17 protein-coding genes are annotated in these 22,293 nt (G+C 54.1%); 11 read left to right on the forward strand and 6 right to left on the reverse strand.

The window, feature by feature from the left end:
* Positions 1–22: 22 nt before the first annotated feature.
* The 4 genes from gluQRS to thpR form a co-directional block, all read right to left on the reverse strand.
* Positions 23–934: a tRNA glutamyl-Q(34) synthetase GluQRS gene (gene gluQRS, locus ACQKDS_RS15895; RefSeq protein ID WP_399672413.1), complete on the reverse strand. Its 912-nt coding sequence runs from the start codon at positions 932–934 to the stop codon at positions 23–25.
* Between the two features lie 73 nt (positions 935–1,007).
* The gene (gene dksA, locus ACQKDS_RS15900) at positions 1,008–1,463 is read right to left on the reverse strand and encodes an RNA polymerase-binding protein DksA (protein ID WP_004958885.1); all 456 of its coding nucleotides are present in this window, start codon (positions 1,461–1,463) and stop codon (positions 1,008–1,010) included.
* A gap of 163 nt (positions 1,464–1,626) precedes the next feature.
* Positions 1,627–2,352, reverse strand: a complete 726-nt coding sequence (gene sfsA, locus ACQKDS_RS15905; RefSeq protein WP_399672410.1) for a DNA/RNA nuclease SfsA — start codon at positions 2,350–2,352, stop codon at positions 1,627–1,629.
* Positions 2,353–2,364: 12 nt separating this feature from the next.
* Positions 2,365–2,892 carry an RNA 2',3'-cyclic phosphodiesterase gene (gene thpR / locus ACQKDS_RS15910; protein WP_399672408.1) on the reverse strand — a complete coding sequence of 176 codons (528 nt, stop codon included), beginning with the start codon at positions 2,890–2,892 and terminating at the stop codon, positions 2,365–2,367.
* Positions 2,893–2,953: 61 nt separating this feature from the next.
* Between thpR and hrpB the strand changes: the two genes are divergently transcribed.
* The 6 genes from hrpB to fhuB all read left to right on the forward strand — a co-directional run bounded on the left by hrpB (position 2,954) and on the right by fhuB (position 14,178).
* Positions 2,954–5,407: an ATP-dependent helicase HrpB gene (gene hrpB, locus ACQKDS_RS15915; protein WP_399672528.1), complete on the forward strand. Its 2,454-nt coding sequence runs from the start codon at positions 2,954–2,956 to the stop codon at positions 5,405–5,407.
* Between the two features lie 121 nt (positions 5,408–5,528).
* Positions 5,529–8,021 carry a bifunctional glycosyl transferase/transpeptidase gene (mrcB, locus tag ACQKDS_RS15920; RefSeq protein WP_399672406.1) on the forward strand — a complete coding sequence of 831 codons (2,493 nt, stop codon included), beginning with the start codon at positions 5,529–5,531 and terminating at the stop codon, positions 8,019–8,021.
* Between the two features lie 255 nt (positions 8,022–8,276).
* A complete protein-coding gene (fhuA, locus tag ACQKDS_RS15925) occupies positions 8,277–10,451 on the forward strand; it encodes a ferrichrome porin FhuA (RefSeq protein ID WP_399672404.1) in 2,175 nt (724 codons plus the stop codon).
* 51 nt (positions 10,452–10,502) lie between these two features.
* Entirely contained in the window at positions 10,503–11,300 is a 798-nt protein-coding gene (gene fhuC, locus ACQKDS_RS15930) for a Fe3+-hydroxamate ABC transporter ATP-binding protein FhuC (RefSeq protein ID WP_399672402.1), read from the forward strand.
* On the forward strand, positions 11,300–12,196 hold the full coding sequence (gene fhuD, locus ACQKDS_RS15935; RefSeq protein ID WP_399672400.1) for a Fe(3+)-hydroxamate ABC transporter substrate-binding protein FhuD: 897 nt from the start codon (positions 11,300–11,302) through the stop codon (positions 12,194–12,196). Before fhuC ends, fhuD begins: the two co-directional genes overlap by 1 nt.
* A complete protein-coding gene (gene fhuB, locus ACQKDS_RS15940) occupies positions 12,193–14,178 on the forward strand; it encodes a Fe(3+)-hydroxamate ABC transporter permease FhuB (RefSeq protein WP_399672398.1) in 1,986 nt (661 codons plus the stop codon). Before fhuD ends, fhuB begins: the two co-directional genes overlap by 4 nt.
* A 95-nt stretch (positions 14,179–14,273) precedes the next feature.
* Here the strand turns inward: fhuB and metK are convergent, their stop codons facing one another.
* The gene (metK, locus tag ACQKDS_RS15945; RefSeq protein WP_399672397.1) at positions 14,274–15,428 is read right to left on the reverse strand and encodes a methionine adenosyltransferase; all 1,155 of its coding nucleotides are present in this window, start codon (positions 15,426–15,428) and stop codon (positions 14,274–14,276) included.
* 949 nt (positions 15,429–16,377) lie between these two features.
* On the opposite strand from metK, the gene speA reads away from it, so the two are divergent.
* The 4 genes from speA (at position 16,378) to ACQKDS_RS15965 (ending at position 20,957) form a co-directional block, all read left to right on the forward strand.
* Complete coding sequence (gene speA, locus ACQKDS_RS15950) at positions 16,378–18,354, forward strand: biosynthetic arginine decarboxylase (RefSeq protein ID WP_399672395.1); 1,977 nt, start codon at positions 16,378–16,380, stop codon at positions 18,352–18,354.
* A gap of 255 nt (positions 18,355–18,609) precedes the next feature.
* The gene (speB, locus tag ACQKDS_RS15955) at positions 18,610–19,530 is read left to right on the forward strand and encodes an agmatinase (protein WP_399672392.1); all 921 of its coding nucleotides are present in this window, start codon (positions 18,610–18,612) and stop codon (positions 19,528–19,530) included.
* A 65-nt stretch (positions 19,531–19,595) separates the two neighbouring features.
* Complete coding sequence (gene rluF, locus ACQKDS_RS15960) at positions 19,596–20,459, forward strand: 23S rRNA pseudouridine(2604) synthase RluF (protein WP_399672390.1); 864 nt, start codon at positions 19,596–19,598, stop codon at positions 20,457–20,459.
* A 180-nt stretch (positions 20,460–20,639) separates the two neighbouring features.
* Positions 20,640–20,957 carry a Rieske (2Fe-2S) protein gene (locus ACQKDS_RS15965; RefSeq protein WP_399672388.1) on the forward strand — a complete coding sequence of 106 codons (318 nt, stop codon included), beginning with the start codon at positions 20,640–20,642 and terminating at the stop codon, positions 20,955–20,957.
* A 230-nt stretch (positions 20,958–21,187) separates the two neighbouring features.
* Here ACQKDS_RS15965 and ACQKDS_RS15970 read toward each other — a convergent pair whose 3' ends face one another.
* Positions 21,188–21,940, reverse strand: coding sequence for a M48 family metallopeptidase (locus ACQKDS_RS15970; protein WP_399672386.1), 753 nt, complete (start codon positions 21,938–21,940; stop codon positions 21,188–21,190).
* Between the two features lie 237 nt (positions 21,941–22,177).
* Here ACQKDS_RS15970 and ACQKDS_RS15975 point away from each other — a divergent pair.
* Positions 22,178–22,293: hypothetical protein (locus ACQKDS_RS15975; RefSeq protein WP_168209052.1), on the forward strand; the 116-nt coding region annotated here is incomplete at its 3' end.

Genomic DNA, 22,293 nt, shown 5'->3' on the forward strand with positions numbered 1-22,293 from the left:
AAAAATCGCGGCTAATCATAGCTCACCATGGCTCTTTTGAGAATGCCGATGTGTTTTCATCTAAGGCTATGGCCTGTTGACATGGCACACTCGTCAATTGCCAGTGGGCGATAGAGAAGCGTAATAATGACGCTAGATCAAGATCTTGCCAGCTTTCCGGCAGGGGTTGACGCAAAAACTTCAATGCGGCGACCAGTATCGGGCGCGGATCGCTGTTCGGTAATGCCGGAGCATGATTTTGCTTGGAAAGCTTAAGGCCGTGCTCACTGAGCGCTAACGGCAGATGCACATAGCGGGGGATCGGCGCTTGCAACTGATGATACAACGCAATTTGCCGCACGGTGGGTTCGATTAAATCGGCACCGCGCACGATTTCGGTCACGCCTTGAAAATGGTCATCGACCACTACCGCTAGGTTGTAGGCGAACAGACCGTCGCGACGGCGAATAATAAAGTCTTCCTGCGCTAATGCCGGATCGGCGTGTAATTCGCCCTGCAGACGGTCGTGGAAAGTGTAAACCGGTGTGTGTTGGCGCAGGCGAATGGCTGCGTTTTGCGAGCCAAGCTGTAAATCACGGCAATGGCCGTCGTACAGGCCGCCAATGTGTTGGATACGGCTGCGGGGGCAGGTGCAGTAATAGCTGAGCCCTTGCTGCTGCAACCACTCTAGTGTTGCGCGGTACGCATCGTGACGTTGGGATTGATACATGACCTGGCCGTCCCAGTGGAGACCATAGTGCTCTAGCGCAGCCAAGATACGATCGGCGGCACCGGCGACTTCGCGCGGGGTATCGATATCTTCAATGCGTACTCGCCACTGCCCACGTTGGGCTCGAGCCTGAAGAAAACTGCCGAGAGCTGCAATCAGTGAACCGAAGTGCAAATCTCCAGAGGGTGAGGGGGCAAACCGCCCCACATATTGACGTTCTTGCATAACCTGGGAAGTGAGGTTCCCTTAAGCTTAAGGCGGCGCGTAATGCTACGCGCCGCTAGCGTTAACGAGTGTATTAGCCGGCCATCTGCTTTTCGCGGATTTCTGCCAGTGTCTTACAGTCGATGCACAAATCAGCAGTCGGACGCGCTTCCAGGCGACGAATGCCAATCTCCACGCCACAGGATTCACAGAAGCCGAAATCTTCGTCTTCCACTTTCTTCAGCGTTTTCTCGATCTTCTTAATCAGTTTGCGTTCACGGTCGCGGTTACGCAGTTCAAGGCTGAACTCTTCCTCTTGAGCGGCACGATCGACCGGATCAGGGAAGTTGGCAGCTTCGTCTTGCATATGCGATACAGTACGATCCACTTCGTCCCTGAGCTGGTTGCGCCACGCTTCAAGAATGCGCTTAAAATGCGACAGCTGGGCGTCGTTCATATACTCTTCGCCCGGCTTCTCTTGATACGGCTCCACCCCAGCGATGGCGAGAATGCTCAAGGACGAGGTTTTACGGTTTTGCCCTTCTTGCATGTTGCTTCTCCTACATACACACGCACTATCGAATCCCCAATGCGGGGGAAAAACAGGCCGCTATAAATAACAGATGGGAGGTAGGTTGGCAATTATTCCTGTCGCCTGCTTGACAATGCTGTGAAGGAAGGCGTAATTGGCGACACAATATCCGGTTGTTGAATCATGTATTTCCAGAATAATTCATCGCTAAAAACGGCACTTTACGGTCAAGACATATACCAACAGGTGATAATTTAGCCCCATAACACACCACTTCCACGCCCCGCTGCTGAACCTGAGATAGCAGTGTCGCATAATGCGCATCAATGTGATGAGCCGGGGCAACACGGTCGATGCCGCTGTGTAACACGGCAAAAAACAGCACTGCCCGCTGCCCGCTTTCAACCACGCTTTGCAGTTCACGCAGATGCTTCTGCCCTCTCAGCGTTACGGCATCAGGAAAGTAGCCCTGCTGTTGTTGCAATAATGTGACTGACTTAACCTCAATATAGCAGTTAGCCCGATTTTCCGCCTGTAATAACAAATCGATACGGCTATTTTCACCGCCATACTTCACTTCACCGCTGATTTTGCTGTAACCCGTTAATTCTTCGATCAAATTGCTTTCGATCGCTTCACGTACCAAGGTGTTGGCACGTAGGGTGTTTACGCAGATCCAGTCACCCTGCTGGGTATGCGTTAGCTCCCAGCTATGGGCGTATTTACGTTTGGGATTGGTCGAGGTGGAGTACCACACGGTATCGCCCGGCGTGGCACAGCCGGTCATCGCGCCGGTGTTAGCGCAATGCAGAGTGAACACCTCACCTTGCGGCGTCACCACATCGGCCAGAAAACGCTTGTAACGTTTAATCAGCGTGGCAGATTGCAGTGGTGGAGTATATTGCATTGAATTTCCTGATTATTTTAGTGTCCATTGCGCCAATTGCTGATAACGTGTGCGGCCGTTTTCGTTTATCGATTGATATAAACTAAAGTGCTCGGCTTTCATTACCCAGCCCGGCGTTGAGGACGGCAGGGCGACCGGCCGGGTAGCGGCGCGCAGCAGCGTAATGTGTGGGTGAAAGGGCATGGGGCTTTGATAACAGCCGCTGCGTGCGGCCTGTGAACGTAGCATGTCGGCCAGTTGCAGCAGCCCACGCGGGGCACGTTTGCTACCCAGCCAGACCACGCCGGAGCGCGGCCAATGGCCGAGATCGTCAAGCGTTATGCTAAAACCCGTTTGGCTGATGCGCCCGGCCAGGCGTGTTAGCGCGGCTTCTTTTTGTGCACTGACGTCGCCGAGAAAAGCCAGCGTCAGATGCAGGTTGGCCGCGGCGATCGGGCGGCCGTCTTCCGGTTGAAAAGCCCCGACTCGCCAGCGAATGATCGGTTGCTGGAGATCTTTAGGTAAAGTCAGAGCAAAAAACAGGTGGCGCGAATGGGACATAAGGATCTCATTGATTGAAGACAACATACTGTACAATGCCCGGTTTTGAATGTTAACCATCATGGAGGGGGCTGTGTCTTTATCATTGCCCGTCAGCGCGATTCTTGATGAGCTGCTTGCTGCGTTGCGAACGGCATCGCAGGTACTGCTGCATGCCCCAACCGGTGCAGGGAAGTCGACCTGGTTGCCGTTGCAGATTTTGGCACGGGCTAATTTACCGGGGCAAATCATCATGCTGGAACCGCGTCGGCTTGCTGCGAAAAACGTGGCTTACCGTCTGGCGCAGCAGCTTGGCGAAGAACCGGGTCATACGGTCGGTTATCGGATGCGTGGTGAAACGCGCTGCGGGCCTAATACCCGGCTGATTGTAGTGACCGAGGGCATGTTGACCCGCATGGTGCAGCGCGATGCGGAATTGACCGGCGTCTCATTAGTGATCCTCGACGAATTTCATGAGCGTAGCCTACAGGCCGATCTGGCCTTGGCGCTGTTACTGGATGTACAACAAGGGCTGCGTGACGATCTAAAAATCCTGATCATGTCGGCAACGCTGGATAATGCGCGATTGGAGCAGTTGCTACCGGATGCCCCCGTGGTGGTGTCGGAAGGTCGCAGTTTTCCGGTGGAGCGCCACTATCATCCGCTAGCCAGTCATCAACGGTTAGAGGACGGTGTGGCGGCGGCGGTTAAACGCCTGTTGGCCGAGCAACATGGGTCGATATTGTTATTTCTGCCCGGCGTGGCGGAGATTAATCGCGTACAAGAACGGTTGAACGGCGAAGTGGCTAACGATGTCGATCTTTGCCCGCTATACGGGGCGCTGCCGCTAACGCAGCAGCAGAGCGCGATCCAACCCGCTGCAGTCGGGCGGCGCAAAGTGGTGTTGGCAACCAATATCGCTGAAACCAGTTTGACCATCGAAGGTATTCGTTTGGTGATTGACTGCGGGTTAGAGCGCGCCACGCGTTACGATGTGCGCAATGGGTTAACCCGGTTGGTGACGCAGCGCATCAGTCAGGCGTCGATGATTCAGCGGGCTGGCCGTGCCGGACGGTTGGAGCCGGGGATCTGCTGGCATCTGTTGGCGAAAGAGCAGGCTGAACGCGCCGCTGAATATGCGGAGCCGGAGATATTGCACAGCGATCTCACCGCGTTTTGGTTGGAACTATTGCAGTGGGGCTGCGTGGATGCCGGGCAACTGACTTGGCTGGATGCGCCGCCAGCCACGGCGTTGGCGGCGGCACAGCATTTGCTGCACTCGCTTGGTGCGACCGATGAAGGTGGCAAGTTAACGCCGATGGGGCGCCAAATGGCGGCTATCGGTTGCGATCCACGATTGGCTTTGCTGTTATGTGCCGGTGAGCAATGCAGCGCAGACGGTTTGGCAACGGCGGCGCTGTTGGCGGCGTTGCTGGAAGAGCCGCCGCGCGGCGGGCAGATAAATATCGATTATTGGTTGAGCCGCCCACAGCCGCACTGGCAACGGCGCGCGCGTCAGCTTGCTCAGCGTCTGCCGGGTAACGTCGGGCAGATCGATGTCAGCCTGGCACCGCGTTTGCTGGCTCAGGCATTTGCCGATCGCATTGCACAACGGCGTGGGCAAGATGGCCGCTATTTGCTGGCGAATGGGATGGGGGCGTCGATGGATCACGATGATGGCCTGTCGCGCACGCCGTGGCTGATTGTGCCGCATTTGTTGCAGGGGGCGAATAGCCCAGACGCACGGATTTTGCTGGCGCTGCCCATAGATATTGATGCGTTAGCGACACAGTTACCGTCTGTTGTACATCAACAAACGGCGGTGGAGTGGGATGAGGAAAAAGGCACCCTGCGTGCCTGGCGACGTCAGCAAATTGGCCGCCTGACATTGCGTGCTCAACCGTTGGCGAAACCGGCCGACGATGAGTTGCAGCAGGCATTGATCGATTGGGTTCGTGCACAGGGATTGACGGTGCTGAATTGGGACACCGCCGCCGAGCAATTACGTCTTCGTCTACACTGCGCACAGCGTTGGCTGCCTGACGTGGAATGGCCGACGGTGGATGACGACGCGTTAGTGGCATCACTGGAACGCTGGTTGCTGCCCTCACTGAATGGCATTCGGGACTTACGCGGTCTGAGGCAGGTAAACATCGCCGAAGCATTGAGCCGATTACTGGACTGGCAACAAAAGCAGCGGCTGGATAATGCGCTGCCCACTCATTACACTGTGCCGACAGGGAGCCGCTTACCTATTCGCTACCATGCTGATAACCCTCCGTTGTTGCCGGTGCGTTTGCAGGAGATGTTCGGTGAGCAACGCAGCCCGATGCTGGCTGAGGGGCGCATCGCCGTGGTATTGGAGTTACTTTCTCCGGCGCATCGCCCGTTACAAATTACTGGCGATTTGGCGGCGTTTTGGCAAGGGGCGTATCGCGACGTGCAAAAAGAGATGAAAGGGCGTTATCCGAAACATGTCTGGCCGGACGACCCGGCTAACGCGGTGCCAACGCGACGCACCAAAAAATATCAATAAACCCTATTAATGATTACGGGCATAGAATTCAGATGTTTCTTCTGTTCAGCCGCGAGGGACAGGAACAGATTAAGCGACTAACTTATGGCCAAGGGGCCGTTTAGCGTGGAGAGCAACAGCAATGGCTGAGGATGACCGCGAGCCGATTGGGCGCAAAGGTAAACAACCCAAGCGCAGCGCGCCACGCAAGCCGCTGCGCCGTCGCAGAGACGATAATGACGATTACTCAGAAGCTGAATTTCAGGGTGAATATGACGATGATGAAGATAATGGCGAGGAGGAATCTGTGCCGCGTAAGGTAAAATCTGCACCGCCTCGGAAAAAACGGCGCTGGCTTGGCTTGATATTTAAAGTCATTTTGGTCATCGCCGTTCTGTTGGCGGTGTACGGCATCTATCTGGATTCACAAATCCGTAGCCGCATTGACGGCAAAGTCTGGCAACTGCCAGCGGCGGTTTATGGCCGTATGGTCAACCTTGAACCGGGCATGCCGTACAGTAAAAAAGAAATGGTTGCGCTACTGGAAGGGATGCAATATCGCCAGGTCACGCGCATGACACGCCCAGGGGAGTTCACCGTGCGTGCCAACAGCATTGAAATGCTGCGGCGCCCTTTTGACTTCCCCGACGGTAAAGAGGGGCAAATCCACGCTCGCCTTAATTTCCAAAACGATCGGCTGGCTAAAATCGAGAACATGGAGAACCAGCGGAGTTTCGGTTTCTTCCGTTTGGATCCTCGCCTGATTACCATGCTGCAATCGCCTAACGGTGAGCAGCGTTTGTTTGTACCGCGCAGTGGCTTCCCTGATCTGCTGGTGGATACGCTGATCGCCACCGAAGATCGTCATTTCTATGAGCATGATGGCATCAGTCCTTACTCCATCGGGCGTGCGCTGGTGGCTAACCTGACCGCTGGCCGCGCGGTGCAGGGGGGCAGTACCTTGACTCAGCAGTTGGTGAAGAACCTGTTTTTGACCAACGAACGTTCGCTGTGGCGTAAGGCCAATGAGGCTTACATGGCCTTGCTGATGGATTATCGTTACAGCAAAGACCGCATTCTGGAACTGTATTTAAACGAGGTGTACCTCGGCCAGAGCGGTAGCAATCAAATCCGTGGCTTCCCACTGGCCAGTTTGTACTACTTTGGCCGTCCGGTTGATGAATTGAGCCTCGATCAGCAAGCGTTGTTGGTCGGAATGGTGAAAGGCGCGTCGCTGTATAACCCGTGGCGTAACCCGAAATTAGCGCTCGAACGCCGCAACTTGGTGTTGAAGCTGCTGCAAAACCAAGGCGTTATCGATGCTGAGCTGTATGACATGCTTAGCGCCCGGCCATTGGGTGTGCAGCCAAAAGGTGGGGTGATCACGCCGCAACCGGCCTTTATGCAGCTGGTACGTCAAGAGTTGCAGAGCAAGCTAGGCGATAAAGTCAACGATCTGTCGGGGGTGAAGATCTTCACGACGTTGGATCCTGTCTCGCAGGATGCGGCGGAAAAAGCCGTGGAAGTCGGGGTTCCGGCGCTGCGTGCCGCGCGGAATGTGAAAGATCTGGAAGCGGCAATGGTGATCGTCGACCGCTTCAGCGGTGAGGTCCGTGCGATGGTCGGCGGGGCTGACCCGCAGTATGCTGGCTTTAACCGTGCGCTTCAGGCTCGTCGTCTGGTCGGTTCATTAGCTAAGCCGCCTACTTATCTGACGGCGCTTTCTGAGCCGGATACGTATCGTCTGAATACCTGGCTGGAGGATGCCCCACTGTCGTTGAAACAGTCCAACGGTAGCGTGTGGCAACCTAACAACTACGATCGTCGCTTCCGTGGCAAAGTGATGCTGGTGGATGCGTTGGCTAACTCGCTGAACGTACCGACGGTCAATCTGGGGATGGCGGTTGGCTTGGATCACATCAGCGCGACACTGCAACGTTTGGGGATCCCCAAAGCTGAAATCAATCCGGTGCCGTCGATGCTGCTGGGGGCGATTGGCCTGACGCCGGTAGAAGTGGCGCAGGAATACCAGACCATCGCCAGCGGGGGGAATCGTGCGCCATTGTCTGCCGTGCGTTCGGTCATTGCGGAAGATGGCAGCGTGCTTTACCAGAGCTTCCCACAGGCTGAGCGAGTGGTACCTGCGCAGGCCGCTTACCTGACGTTGTATGCGATGCAGCAAGGTGTCGAGCGGGGGACATCGCGTTCACTGTCGGCCAAGTTCTCAAAATATAACCTAGCGGCCAAAACCGGTACCACTAACGATCTGCGTGATAGCTGGTTTGCCGGCGTTGATGGCAAAGAGGTGGCGATTGCCTGGGTTGGTCGTGACAATAACGGCCCGGCTAAACTGACGGGTTCCAATGGTGCATTGACGCTGTACCGCCGCTATTTGGAAAACCAAACGCCATTGCCGTTGATGGTGCAACCGCCGGAAGGTATCAATTCAATGCGCATCGATGCCGATGGTAACTTTGTGTGTGACGGCGGTGGGGTGCGTACGCTGCCGGTGTGGACTGATAACCCGCAGGCGCTGTGCCAGGCCAGTCAGCCAGCAGTGCAGCAACAGCCGCAAAGTGAACAAAAGGATGCAGATGGCGTTGCCGGTTGGATTAAGGATATGTTCGGTCAGTAATCCGTCCGAAAGATGTAAAACAGAGTAACGTAATCGTGTCACTGTGTTATCTGGCCCGCAATGTTGTGTTGCGGGCTTTTTTGTTTTTTAGGTAAAGATATTTACAGCGCGTTAATGGTACTGAACGACCATTTTTACTGGCTTTCCCTTAGCCGAAATCCGCTTGCAGTTCAACTTATCTTCTGCATAAAATGCGACGCTTATAATAACTATTATCGTTTATATTCGTTATTACTTCACATCAGAGAAATTAACATGTCGACCCAGCGTCCTTCTTCATCTCAGGCTGTATACAGCCGGTTTTCCGTCAACGCCGCGACGATAGCCATCGCAGCGGCGTTAGGTTCCTTCTCTCTATCGACTGTTGCTGCGGAAGACACGCTTACCGTGGTTGGCAGCAGCAATGCACCACAGGAAAGTGCCTGGGGCCCCGTTGGCACGTATGCCGCCAAACACAGCGCCACCGGCACCAAAACCGATACGCCATTGGTGAAAACACCGCAGTCGGTTTCGGTGGTAACGCGTGAAGAGATGGAGATGCGTCAACCGGATACGGTGAAAAGCGCGTTGGCTTATACGCCGGGCGTGATGGTGGGCAACCGTGGCGCGTCAACAGCCTATGATGCGGTGAATATTCGCGGTTTTAGCTCGGTTGGCACCAACATGTATTTGGACGGGCTGAAGCTACAGGACGATAACTACTCCATTTATCAGATCGATCCCTACTTCCTGGAACGGGCTGAGGTATTGCGTGGCCCATCTTCAGTGCTGTATGGCAAAAGCAACCCGGGTGGCGTGGTGGCGTTAGTCAGTAAACGCCCGACCACGGAAACACTGCGCGAAGTTCAGTTTAAAATGGGCACCGATAACCTGTTCCAAACCGGCTTCGATTTTGGCGGAGCACTGGATGATAACGGTATGTATAGCTACCGTCTGACCGGGTTGGCCCGTGATGAAGATCAGCAGCAGGTGGGTGAAAAAAGCAAACGCTATGCCATTGCGCCTTCATTCACTTGGCGTCCTGACGATCGTACGTCACTGACGTTGCTCAGTAACTTCCAAGACGATCCGAGTGTGGGCTTCTACGGCTGGTTGCCAAAAGAAGGCACCGTTGAGAACGGCATTAACGGCAAACTGCCGACCAGCTTCAACGACGGCGAACCGGGATATAACAACATCTCACGCAAGCAACAGATGATCGGTTACGCCTTTGAACAGGAGCTCAGTGATGTCTGGAGCGTGCGGCAAAATCTGCGTTACTCCAAAATGGACGTGGATTATCGCTCTATTTACGGTTTAGGCATTAGCGCGGCTAATCCTGCCGAGCTAATGCGTGGGGTGATGAACTCGAAAGAGCACCTGTCCAGCTTTGCCGTCGATACCCAGGCACAGGCGAAATTCGCCACCGGCGCGGTCGATCACACCCTGTTGATGGGCGTGGATTACATGCGCATGCGTAACGATGTTGTTTATCAATATGGCAGCGCGTCCAATTTGAACGTGGTGGCGCCGGAATACGGCAACCAAAGTTATACCATTACCGGCCGCGCCAGCCAGGTAAACCGCCAAGAACAAACCGGCCTTTATTTGCAGGATCAGGCCGAGTGGAATAACTGGGTATTAACCATGGGTGGTCGTTATGATTGGAGCGACACCAACAGCACTAATCGTTTGAACGGCGACTCCGTTTCCAAGCAGCAAGATAATCAGTTTACCGGCCGTGCGGGGCTAAACTACGTCTTTGATAGCGGCGTTGCGCCGTACATTAGCTACAGCGAATCTTTTGAGCCAACTTCGGGTGCTGACGTTGGTGGTAATGTGTTCTCCGCCTCGAAAGGCCGTCAGTACGAAGCGGGTGTGAAGTATGCGCCACAAAATCGGCCCATCACCGCCAGCATGGCGATCTATCAGTTGACCAAAAGTAATAACAAAGTGGCCGACATCGACCATCCAGGGTTCACTACACAAGGCGGCGAAATCCGTTCACGCGGCGTAGAACTGGAAGCCAAGGCTGCGCTGACGGCCAACGTTAATCTGCTGGGTTCATACACCTACACCGATGCCGAGTTCAGCAAAGACACGACGCTGCAAAATCATACGCCAGCGGCTATCCCTAAACATATGGCTTCGCTGTGGGCCGATTATACCTTCTATGAAACGGCGCTTAGTGGGCTGACCTTAGGATCGGGCGTACGCTATGTCGGCTCCAGCTACGGTGATGATGCAAATACCTTTAAGGCTAAAGATTACACGGTGTTTGATGCCGCAGTGAAATACGATCTGGCGCGTTTTAACCTGCCGGGCTCATCAATTGGCATCAATATCAACAACGTGTTTGATAAGGAATATGTTTCCAGCTGCTTTGCTACCTATGGCTGCTACTGGGGCGCTGAACGTCAGGTGGTCGCTACCGCAACCTTCCGTTTCTAACAGGAAAAGCGCAGGGTGGCTTAGGTCACCCTGCGGCAAAAATTAGGGCCTATGCAGGATAAACAACATCACCAAGACGCAACGTTCGCGTTAGATAACGCGAGCTTTGCCGTGCCAGGGCGCGTATTGCTGCAACCGCTGTCGTTAAGTTTCCCACAGGGGAAAGTGAGTGGCCTGATCGGCCACAATGGCTCCGGTAAATCTACCCTGCTGAAAATCCTCGGCCGCCATCATCAACCAAGTAACGGGCAGGCTCTGCTCAACCAAAAGCCGCTGACGCAGTGGGATAGCAAAGCGTTCGCGCGCGAAGTCGCTTATTTACCGCAACAACTGCCCGCGGCCGAAGGCATGACGGTACGTGAGTTAGTGGCGATAGGGCGTTACCCTTGGCACGGTGCGCTGGGGCGATTTTCTGTTGCCGATCGTCAACTCGTTGAAGATGCCATCGCGTTGGTAGGGCTAAAGCCTTTCGCTGCCCGACTGGTGGACAGCCTGTCAGGTGGCGAGCGTCAACGTGCCTGGCTGGCAATGATGGTAGCGCAGGACAGCCGTTGTCTGTTGTTGGATGAGCCAACCTCTGCGTTGGATATTGCACATCAGGTCGAGGTGCTGGCGCTGATCCAGCGTCTCAGCCAGCAACGTGGACTGACGGTGATTGCGGTATTGCATGACATCAACATGGCGGCGCGTTATTGCGATCATTTGGTGGCGTTACGCCAGGGGGAAGTGATCGCCCAAGGCACGCCGCTAGAGTTGATGCAAGGCCCGGTTCTTGAACAGATTTATGGCATACCGATGGGCATTTTGCCGCATCCAAGCGGCGGTGCGCCGGTGAGCTTTGTATACTAATGACGCATTTCTCTCACGATCCTGTTCGCCGCCGTCTGTTGGCCGCGTTAGCGGTGGCGCCGCTATGGTATGCAATGCCGGGGCGGGCGCAAGCCGCGATCGATTTAACCCGTATCGTTGCGCTGGAGTGGCTGCCCACGGAGTTGCTGATGGCGCTTGGCGTAACGCCGCTGGCCGTAGCGGATATTCACAACTATAACCAATGGGTCAACCAACCGACGTTACCGCCCTCTGTGATTGATGTGGGGCAGCGTACTGAACCGAATCTGGAACTGTTGCAACAGTTGCAGCCTTCATTGGTTCTGTTGTCACAAGGCTATGGTCCTTCCCCCCAGCAACTCGCGCCGATTGCACCGACGATGGCATTCAGCTTCAACGATGGCAGCGGTAAACCGTTGACGGTGGCGAAACAATCGCTACGACAATTAGCGCAAAGGCTGGGGCTGCAAAGCCGTGCGGAACAACACTTGTTGCAGTTCGATACCGTGCTCAACAATATGCGTCATCGCTTGCAGAGCTATACCAGCCAGCCGTTGTTGCTGTTTTCATTGATTGATAATCGCCATGCGTTGGTGATTGGGCAGCAAAGCCTGTTTCAGGAAGTCATGGACCAACTTGGTATCGCTAATGCCTGGCAAGGGGAAACCAACTTTTGGGGTTCCGCGGTGGTCGGTATTGAACGTCTCAGTACGGTAAAGAATGCGCGGGCGATTTATTTCGATCACGGTAATCAAGCCATGATGAATCAAGTGAGCGCCACGCCGCTGTGGCAGGCATTGCCGTTTGTTCGGCAAGGGCAACTGCGGCAGGTGCCTGCGGTGTGGATTTACGGGGCGACGCTGTCGGCGATGCGTTTTTGCCACCTTTTGGCACAGGCGCAGGAGAGACCGCAATGAGCCCCCGATTCCGCGTGATGCCGATTTTGTTGATGTTGCTGTTTGCCAGCGCTACGGGTCTGACAATCTATAATCTGTTGCAGCAATTGCCGTGGGCGCTGTGGCCGCAGGCGTTCAGCGCGCCGGATATTGATGACGTGCAGCAAATGGTCTTTCACTACAGTCTGTTACCGCGCTTTAGCGTGTCGTTGCTGGCGGGGGCGGGATTAGGCTTGGTCGGCGTGTTGTTCCAGCAGGTTCTGCGTAATCCGCTGGCGGAACCGGCCACGTTGGGTGTCTCCGCTGGTGCGCAGCTAGGGCTGACTATTGCTACGTTGTGGATGCTGCCGGGCGGCGAACTCACCCAGCAATTAGCCGCGATGGCCGGGGCGATAGTGGTCGGCGGGTTAGTTTTTGGCGTGGCCTGGGGCAAGCGGATGTCGCCGGTGACGTTGATTCTGGCCGGGTTAGTGCTGGGTTTGTACTGTAGTGCGGTGAGCAGCCTATTGGCGCTATTCAACTACGAGCAATTACAGGGCTTATTCTTGTGGAATACCGGCTCACTTAACCAACAAGATTGGCGCACGGTGCAATTTATCCTGCCGCGTTTGTTGATCGCCGGTTTGTTGGCCGCCTTGCTGATTCGGCCATTGACACTACTGGGGCTGGATGACGGCGTAGCGCGTAATTTGGGATTGGGGCTGTCGCTGTCGCGTTTTGGCGCGTTGGCGTTAGCGATTACCTTTAGCGCCATGCTGGTTAATGCGGTTGGGGTGGTCGGTTTTATCGGCCTGTTTGCGCCGCTGATGGCGAAAATGCTCGGTGCACGTCGCTTGGCTCACCGTATGTTACTGGCACCGCTGGTCGGCGCTTTACTGCTGTGGTTGACCGATCAGGTAATGATTTGGTTGACGCAGGTCTGGCGTGAGATCCCGACGGGGGCGGCGACCGCATTAATTGGTGCGCCGTTGCTGCTGTGGCTGTTGCCGCGCCTGCGCAGCGCTGCTGTACCTCCGCCGATGAACTTGGGCGATCGGGTTCCGGCAGAGCGCCGTCATTTACTGCGCTGGCTATTGCTAGGAAGCGTGCTGCTGTTGGCTGGGATCGCGTTTGCCTTGACGTTCGGGCAAAGCGCCACGGGTTGGCATTGGAGCCACGGCGCGGAATTTGAGGCTTTGCTACCGTGGCGTTGGCCGCGCGTGATGTCCGCCTTGGCGGCGGGGATGATGCTGGCAGTAGCCGGAACGTTGATTCAAAAACTGACCGGTAATCCGATGGCCAGCCCCGAAGTATTGGGTATCAGTTCAGGGGCGGCGTTTGGCGTGGTGATCATGCTGTTTATCGTGCCGGGCGATGCCTTTGTTTGGCTCCTGCCTGCCGGGAGTTTGGGGGCGGCGGCGACGTTACTGATTATCATGAGCGCTGCCGGTCGCGGCGGTTTCTCAACGGAACGCATGCTGTTGGCGGGTATCGCGCTTAGTACCGCATTTTCCACCACAATTTATCTGTTGCTGGCCAGCGGCGATCCGCGGATGGGAGGGTTGCTGACCTGGATTTCCGGGTCGACCTATGCGGTGACGTCACCCCAGGCGGTGCGCACCGCAGCTATTGCTGCGGTATTGGTGTTGTTGGCGCCGCTGTGCCGTCGGTGGTTGATGATTCTTCCGCTGGGCAGTGCCACAGCACGCTCGGTGGGCATTGCGTTAACACCGGTCAGGCTGACGATTCTGTTGTTAGCGGCTACGCTGACGGCAATGGCGACTCTCACGGTCGGCCCGTTAAGTTTTATCGGCCTGATGGCACCGCATATGGCACGCATGATGGGTTTTCGTCGTGCTTTGCCGCAGATGCTGATCGCGGCGATGCTGGGTGGCCTGTTGATGATGTTTGCTGATTGGTGCGGCCGCATGGTGATGTTCCCGTATCAAATCCCTGCCGGGCTGTTGGCGACGTTTATTGGCGCACCGTATTTCGTCTATTTGTTACGCAAACAGACAGCATAGGGCGTAGTTGCTGGTGGCAGACACGTTTACTCTGTTGCTAGCATGAAAAAGGCGAGCCATTGGCTCGCCTTTTGCTTATTGCGACAGATACGGATTTATTTCAGACCAGCGGCCTCACGCAGCAGCGCAGCCTTGTCGGTCGCTTCCCATGGGAAGTGTTCGCGACCAAAGTGGCCATAAGCGGCCGTTTCGCGATAGATCGGTTGCAGCAAATCCATCATTTGAATCAGGCCGTAAGGGCGCAGATCGAAGAACTCACGTACCAGCAGCGTCAGTTGTTCGGTTGGCACTTTCTCTGTACCGAACGTTTCCACCATGATGGAGGTCGGTTCTGCCACGCCAATCGCATAGGATACCTGAATTTCGCAACGGTCAGCTAAGCCCGCAGCAACGATGTTTTTCGCCACGTAACGTGCGGCATAAGCGGCTGAACGGTCAACCTTAGACGGATCTTTACCCGAGAAAGCCCCGCCGCCGTGACGCGCCATGCCGCCGTAAGTATCAACGATGATTTTACGCCCTGTCAGGCCGCAATCGCCCATTGGGCCGCCGATAACAAAACGACCGGTTGGGTTGATGTGATATTTGGTTGCGGCGCTCAGCCACTCCGCAGGCAGAACCGGTTTGATGATTTCTTCCATCACCGCTTCTTGCAACTCTTTCAGGCCGATCTCTTCGGCGTGTTGAGTCGACAGCACCACGGCGTCAATACCCACGATTTTACCGTCGTCATACTGGAATGTGACCTGGCTTTTGGCATCCGGGCGCAGCCAAGAAAGCGTACCATTTTTACGCACTTCAGACTGACGTTGTACCAGACGGTGTGCATAGGTGACGGGGGCAGGCATCAGCACGTCGGTTTCGTTGGTGGCATAACCAAACATCAGCCCCTGATCGCCCGCGCCTTGTTCCAGCGGATCGGTACGATCGACGCCTTGGTTGATGTCAGGAGATTGCTTGCCAATTGCGCTTAGGACGGCGCAGGAATTAGCGTCAAAGCCCATGTCTGAATGAACATAGCCGATTTCACGCACGGTTTTACGGGTGATCTCTTCGATATCAACCCAAGCACTGGTGGTAATTTCACCGCCGACCAGCACCATACCGGTTTTAACGTAGGTTTCGCAGGCTACACGTGCTTTAGGATCTTGCTCCAAAATAGCATCAAGAACCGCATCAGAGATCTGGTCGGCAATTTTATCAGGATGTCCTTCAGAAACGGACTCGGACGTGAAAAGGTGTTTAGCCATTGTTTTCTTTACCTTGCATAAGACGGGTGGTAATTACTGCACAGCGCTGGAGATCCGGGCATCAAAGCGAAGGGTCTTCCGCTGATGGCGCGAGATGCATCCTGCAACGCCCCTCAGGCAAAGCCGTTAAGCAGTCTTTGGGTTAACCATTATCCCGATTTTTCACGCCTGTAGCGTACTGGCTATAACGTGAAACTTATTGGGGATATAGATGGATTAACATCTGGACGTCTATTTTAGGTGATGCTTTAGCCGGATTGCCAGTATTTTTTTGCCTGACCGCTCTTTTACGCCATTTCGTCTGCACCATTTTCATCGCTTGAAAGGGATTTCGGCGAATTTTCATTTTGCATTTTGCCCGGGTTATCGGTATAAACAGCGCGCGCGGTCATTTGATGTGCAGACCTGGCAGGGCGTTGTCCGTTTCTCTGAATGCTTGGCTTGCACGTCTGACCAACCGTAGGCGTCTGTTAGGGCGCTGCCGCTTCATCGAACGGTCACGTTCGTACACTATATATTGAGGCTTGGTCGTTTATCGCGAACGACGAGCGTGGAGGTGGTTGGATTAATGATCCGTTGTCTACCGGTTGTTGGTTCTCAACAGCAGCGCCGTTCTGGTGCAAATTCTTCTGCTATTTCCCGTCTTGTCTCTACATCTTTTTCCAGGTGCAGTAAACACGTAGGTGCTACTCAGGACTCTCGAGCCGGTTAACGGCTATTTGCAGAGTTGAACAGGGGTAGCCCGCAGCCTTCCTGTGGGAAGTTTCTTGGCCCGATTCACGAGGTTTGAACAGGGTGTCGTACAATCAATCTATTGGACTCAGACCGATCGCCAGCCGCGACCGGCAGGTTAATTCACTGTCGCAGAGGTGGTTTGCTGGGTTGTTCTCGCGGGATGTAGCTGCGATAGTGGCTGACGATAGCGTCAGTAGGGGAAGTGGGACGAGTTATGTCTGATGATCAAATGAATCACCGTCCGCAGGCTGTGGACGAAACTATTTCTTTGCGCTCCATGCAGGAGGTTGCCATGAATGATCGTAATGCCAGCAAGATGCTGCGTACTTATAACGTCGCCTACTGGGGCAACAACTACTATGACGTCAACGAATTGGGTCACATCAGCGTGTGCCCCGATCCTGACGTTCCGCAGGCGCGCGTTGATCTTGCCGAGCTGGTAAAACAGCGTCAGAAAGATGGCCAGCGTTTGCCCGCGTTGTTTTGCTTCCCACAAATTTTGCAGCACCGGTTGCGTTCGATTAATGCCGCATTCAAACGCGCGCGCGAATCATTTGGCTACGAAGGCGGTTACTTCCTGGTGTATCCGATCAAGGTTAACCAGCACCGTCGTGTTATCGAGTCACTGGTCAATTCTGGCGAACCTTTGGGTCTGGAAGCCGGTTCCAAAGCCGAACTGATGGCGGTATTGGCCCATGCGGGCATGACGCGCTCGGTGATTGTCTGTAATGGCTATAAAGACCGCGAATATATTCGTTTGGCGTTAATCGGTGAAAAGCTGGGGCACAAGGTGTACCTGGTGATCGAGAAGATGTCAGAAATCAACCTGGTGCTGGAAGAGGCTGAACGCCTGAATGTGGTGCCACGCTTAGGCGTGCGTGCGCGTTTAGCCTCGCAGGGATCGGGTAAATGGCAGTCTAGCGGCGGTGAAAAATCCAAGTTTGGTCTGGCGGCTGTGCAGGTACTGAAACTGGTGGAAACCCTGCGTGAAGCGGGTCGCCTCGACAGTCTGCAATTGCTGCACTTCCATTTGGGGTCGCAGTTAGCCAATATTCGCGATATCGCCACTGGCGTGCGTGAATCGGCTCGCTTCTACGTTGAACTGCACAAGCTGGGCGTCAACATTCAGTGCTTCGATGTGGGCGGTGGTTTGGGCGTTGACTATGAAGGGACGCGTTCCCAGTCTGATTGTTCGGTCAACTATGGTTTGAACGAATATGCCAACAATGTCATTTGGGGAATTGGGGACGCCTGTAACGAACATGGCTTACCGCACCCTACGGTGATTACCGAGTCTGGCCGCGCGGTGACGGCGCATCATACTGTGCTGGTTTCTAACGTGATCGGTGTTGAACGTAATGAGTTTAGCGAGCCGTTGCCGCCGGCTGAAGATGCGCCTCGCGCATTAGAAAGCATGTGGGAAACCTGGCAAGAGCTGAATGAACCGGAAAACCGCCGTTCGTTGCGCGAATGGTTGCATGACAGCCAGATGGATTTGCACGATGTCCATACGCAATATGCCCACGGCATGCTGGATCTGACCAAACGCGCTTGGGCGGAGCAGCTGTACCTGAATATCTGCAATATGATCCAGAAACAGCTCGATCCGAGCAACCGCGCACACCGTCCGATCATTGATGAACTGCAAGAGCGTATGGCGGATAAGTTCTACGTCAACTTCTCACTGTTCCAATCGATGCCGGATGCGTGGGGGATCGATCAGCTGTTCCCGGTATTACCGCTGGAAGGGTTGGACCAACCGCCGGAAGGCCGCGCAGTGTTGCTGGATATCACCTGTGATTCGGATGGCACCATCGATCACTATGTTGATGGCGATGGCGTTGCTACCACCATGCCGATGCCGCCATACGATCCCGAGAATCCTCCGGTTCTGGGCTTCTTCATGGTGGGCGCTTACCAAGAAATTCTGGGTAACATGCATAACCTGTTTGGTGATACGGCCTCGGTAGATGTTTTTGTCTTCCCGGATGGCAGCATCGAAACTGAACTGTCGGATGAAGGCGATACGGTGGCCGACATGCTGGAATATGTCCAACTGGATCCGATCGCATTGCTGGCTAAATTCCGCGATCAGGTTAAAGAAACCGATCTGGATGATGCATTGCAAGCGCAGTTCGTCGAAGAGTTTGAAGCCGGTTTATACGGTTATACTTATCTGGAAGACGAGTAAACGTCAGTGATTGTGAAGGTGTGGGGGAGCGCTGCACCTTCCTGTTGCGCTTCTATACTGATAACGATGAGCTATTTGGCTGACGTGGGTGCTTGAAGCGCGCACGAAATACGGCGATAATTTGCTGCATCAGCCATACTGAAAAAAACATCGAATAAATCCCTTTCTCGTCGGGCTAACGACGCGGGAGGGTTTTTTTTTGCTCATGCCTGTGCAATTTTGCAGCGGGTGAAACGTGAACAACGAGGGTTTACTATGAGTACCTTAGGCCATCAGTCTGATAATTCCTTAGTGTCCAATGCCTTTGGTTTCCTGCGCTTTCCGCTGAATTTTATGCCTTACGACAGCGATGCAGAGTGGGTCATCACCGGCATTCCTTTTGATATGGCCACTTCTGGCCGTGCAGGTGGGCGCCATGGCCCTGCAGCCATTCGCCAGGTATCAACTAACCTAGCGTGGGAAGGCCATCGTTGGCCGTGGAGCTTTGATCTGCGCGATCGGTTGAACGTTGTCGATTGTGGCGACATTGTGTTCAACTTCGGTGATGCGCAAGACATGAGCGATAAGCTGCAGGCGCATGCTGAAAAATTGCTGCAAGCGGGTAAGCGTATGCTGTCATTCGGTGGCGATCACTTTGTTACCCTGCCGCTACTGCGTGCTCATGCCAAGCATTTTGGCAAAATGGCACTGGTGCACTTCGATGCCCATACTGATACGTATGCTAATGGCAGCAAATACGATCACGGCACGATGTTCTTCCATGCGCCAAATGAAGGCCTGATTGATCCACACCATTCGGTGCAGATCGGTATCCGTACCGAGTACGATCATGATAATGGTTTCACTGTGCTGGATGCGGCGCAGGTCAACGATCGCGGCGTTGATGATCTGTTGACGCAGATCAAGCAGATCGTCGGTGACATGCCGGTGTATCTGACCTTTGACATTGACTGCTTGGATCCGGCGTTTGCACCGGGAACGGGCACGCCGGTGATTGGTGGGTTGACCTCCGATCGTGCGTTGAAACTGGTGCGGGGTATGCAGTCGCTGAACATTGTCGGGATGGACGTTGTGGAAGTGGCGCCAGCTTACGATCAGTCTGAAATCACGGCATTGGCGGCGGCAACATTGGGTCTGGAGATGCTGTACTTACAGGCGGCGAAAAAACAGGCGTAAGTGACATTAAGCAGTATCAGTCAAATACCCTGGCCTACCCGAGGTCAGGGTTTTACGGAGAAAGCATGCAGGGTAAGCAATCTATACGTCTTAACAAATACATTAGCGAGAGCGGTATCTGCTCGCGCCGCGATGCCGATCGTTACATCGAACAAGGTAATGTTTTTATTAATGGCAAGCGTGTTGCGCTTGGCGATCGGGTGTTCCCGGGGGATGTGGTCAAGGTTAACGGCCAGCTTATCGAACCGCGTAGCGAAGATAACCTGATTTTTATCGCGTTAAACAAACCGGTTGGCATCGTCAGTACCACAGAAGACGGCGAGAAAGACAATATTGTTGATTTCGTTAACCACAGCACGCGAATTTTCCCGATTGGCCGCTTGGATAAAGATTCGCAAGGGCTGATCTTTCTCACCAACCACGGCGATCTGGTGAACAAGATCCTGCGTGCCGGCAACGATCATGAGAAGGAATATTTGGTCACCGTCAACAAACCGGTGACCGATGAGTTTATTCGCGGTTTGGCCGCCGGGGTGCCGATGCTGGGCACGGTGACTAAAAAGTGCAAAGTAAAAAAAGAAGCCCCGTTCGTGTTTCGTATCGTATTGGTGCAGGGGCTAAACCGCCAGATCCGCCGCATGTGTGAACACTTTGGTTATGAAGTCACCAAGCTGGAACGCACCCGTATTATGAACGTCGGGCTGGCGGGATTACCGCTGGGGGAATGGCGCGATTTAACCGATGACGAGCTGATTGAGTTATTTAAGCTGATTGAGGATTCGTCCTCAGAAGCGAAACCGGCGAAGAAAGCTAAACCGGTAGCCAAAAAGCCGGTGGGGAATGGCGTGAAGAAAGCGGATAAAGCAGCTAGCGCCCCGGCTGGGCGTAAACGCTTTACTCAGCCTGGTCGCAAAAAGAAAGGGCGTTAATGATACGCTCAGCGTAAACATCGGTTTTTTCTGCTGCATGGCAACGCCCTCGTTCTTGATGAGCGGGGGCGTTTTGTTTTATGGCACGGTTCGTCCACTTTACGAGGAATCTGCCATGCTTAGCATGATGGAATGACAGACTCAGTTTGATAGCCAAAACATTATGGTGGGGGCGAAACAATGAGTTGGAAAAATGCGTGTGAGGTATCGCAAGTGCAAGAGGATTTCCCTTATTCGGCGCTGGTGGATGGGAAAGCGATCGGCATTTATCTGATCGACGGCCACTATTATGCATTGGAAGATATTTGCCCACATGCTTACGCTTTGCTCAGCCAGGGAATTGTTGATGACGGAAAGGTTGAATGCCCAATACACGGCGCGCTGTTTGACGTGCGTAGCGGGCACTGTCTGCGTGAGCCTGGTAAGCGCGATTTACGCACTTATTGCACACGAGTGCTTGGCAACCACATTCAAATCAGCGTGATGGATGCGGTGTAATGTTCGTAAAATATCGCCGCGTTAATTTTAAACGCTAAACGATCCGTGAGGCCGCGGTCTAACCGGGATTGCGGTGGTTAGTGGAGTAAATTTAATAACAACGTGGTAATGAATGTTATGGGCATCATCGAATAACGATGCTGTTCGGCTTAATTATCGGGCGCAGCAGGCTACGCCCGATAATATGGTTTGCTCAGCAGTTTGGAGCGAGGCTAGCCCCGCCTTGAGGATTATTTCTCTGCGGCAATACGTTCGCGAATATGTTTGGCGCGAGCGGCAGAGGAGGGGTGGTTGTCAAACATGCTGCTTTGACGCCCGGCCTCTAACTGTGACAATTTTTCAAAGCTGGTGACTAAACCATTCGGATTCAGCCCCCGTTTTTTCAGCAGATCGAATGAGTAGTCATCCGCTTCACTTTCCTGCTTTTGGGAGAACTGGGCGTTAACCAGTTTTTCACCGAGGTCAGCCAATTGCGACTGCGACAGCGAACCGATGATGCCGCCGGTTGACGCAGCGGCAGTCCGCAGCGCAACGGTGCCGTAAGCCACCTGCATCGCTTTGCGCGTATGGCCCAGCGCCACGTGGCCCATTTCATGACCCAGAACACCTTCGACTTCATTATCGTTCATCATGTCCATCAGGCCACTGTAGACACGAATACAGCCGTTAGCCATCGCCCAGGCATTGACATCTTTAGTCAGGTATACCTTATAGTTGGCCGGGGTACCGTCTATATTGTCGCCTAACGCGGCGGCGATTTTATTCAGACGTTGGGTGTAGGGGCTGTTAGCCGGTGCGATTTGTGATTTGCTATCCATCTCGGCGCAGGATTGCACACTCAAAGTTTTAACATCGTCATTACTCAGCGTGGCCGCCTGAAACGCTTGCGCGCCAGACTGCATCAAGGTATTGGTATCAAGGTTTTGACAGCCGCTTACCAACGTGGCAATGCTCAATGCAATCAAAGAAGTACGAATTTTCATGAAGCCATCTTCCTATGATAGTAACAAGGGAATCGTGTAATTTTAGTTGCAACATTTTGGTCGCACGAGCCTAGTGTACGCCAAGGCGTGGCGAAATAGTGTTATTCCGAAAATTAGACCGATTGTGTGACCAAGGCATGAACTCGCGCTCATTTGGCATTAGGGATTGCCGTTTTAATACGTAGTCTGAGAAAATAGAAAACTTGACTGCTTTTTTAATCCGACCTGGAGTAAAACATGTCCTCTCGTAAAGAGCTTGCCAACGCTATCCGCGCACTCAGCATGGACGCCGTACAAAAAGCCAAATCCGGCCACCCGGGTGCACCGATGGGTATGGCCGATATCGCCGAAGT

It is taken from the genome of Serratia sp. NPDC078593 (assembly GCF_050268245.1).
Taxonomy (GTDB): Bacteria; Pseudomonadota; Gammaproteobacteria; order Enterobacterales; family Enterobacteriaceae; genus JBNNGK01.

Excerpts from the sequence above, each read along its gene's own strand:
- gluQRS (WP_399672413.1), bottom strand. The coding sequence starts at position 934 with ATGCAAGAACGTCAATATGTGGGGCGGTTTGCCCCCTCACCCTCTGGA.
- dksA (WP_004958885.1), bottom strand. The coding sequence starts at position 1,463 with ATGCAAGAAGGGCAAAACCGTAAAACCTCGTCCTTGAGCATTCTCGCC.
- sfsA (WP_399672410.1), bottom strand. The coding sequence starts at position 2,352 with ATGCAATATACTCCACCACTGCAATCTGCCACGCTGATTAAACGTTAC.
- thpR (WP_399672408.1), bottom strand. The coding sequence starts at position 2,892 with ATGTCCCATTCGCGCCACCTGTTTTTTGCTCTGACTTTACCTAAAGAT.
- hrpB (WP_399672528.1), top strand. The coding sequence starts at position 2,954 with ATGGAGGGGGCTGTGTCTTTATCATTGCCCGTCAGCGCGATTCTTGAT.
- mrcB (WP_399672406.1), top strand. The coding sequence starts at position 5,529 with ATGGCTGAGGATGACCGCGAGCCGATTGGGCGCAAAGGTAAACAACCC.
- fhuA (WP_399672404.1), top strand. The coding sequence starts at position 8,277 with ATGTCGACCCAGCGTCCTTCTTCATCTCAGGCTGTATACAGCCGGTTT.
- fhuC (WP_399672402.1), top strand. The coding sequence starts at position 10,503 with ATGCAGGATAAACAACATCACCAAGACGCAACGTTCGCGTTAGATAAC.
- fhuD (WP_399672400.1), top strand. The coding sequence starts at position 11,300 with ATGACGCATTTCTCTCACGATCCTGTTCGCCGCCGTCTGTTGGCCGCG.
- fhuB (WP_399672398.1), top strand. The coding sequence starts at position 12,193 with ATGAGCCCCCGATTCCGCGTGATGCCGATTTTGTTGATGTTGCTGTTT.
- metK (WP_399672397.1), bottom strand. The coding sequence starts at position 15,428 with ATGGCTAAACACCTTTTCACGTCCGAGTCCGTTTCTGAAGGACATCCT.
- speA (WP_399672395.1), top strand. The coding sequence starts at position 16,378 with ATGTCTGATGATCAAATGAATCACCGTCCGCAGGCTGTGGACGAAACT.
- speB (WP_399672392.1), top strand. The coding sequence starts at position 18,610 with ATGAGTACCTTAGGCCATCAGTCTGATAATTCCTTAGTGTCCAATGCC.
- rluF (WP_399672390.1), top strand. The coding sequence starts at position 19,596 with ATGCAGGGTAAGCAATCTATACGTCTTAACAAATACATTAGCGAGAGC.
- ACQKDS_RS15965 (WP_399672388.1), top strand. The coding sequence starts at position 20,640 with ATGAGTTGGAAAAATGCGTGTGAGGTATCGCAAGTGCAAGAGGATTTC.
- ACQKDS_RS15970 (WP_399672386.1), bottom strand. The coding sequence starts at position 21,940 with ATGAAAATTCGTACTTCTTTGATTGCATTGAGCATTGCCACGTTGGTA.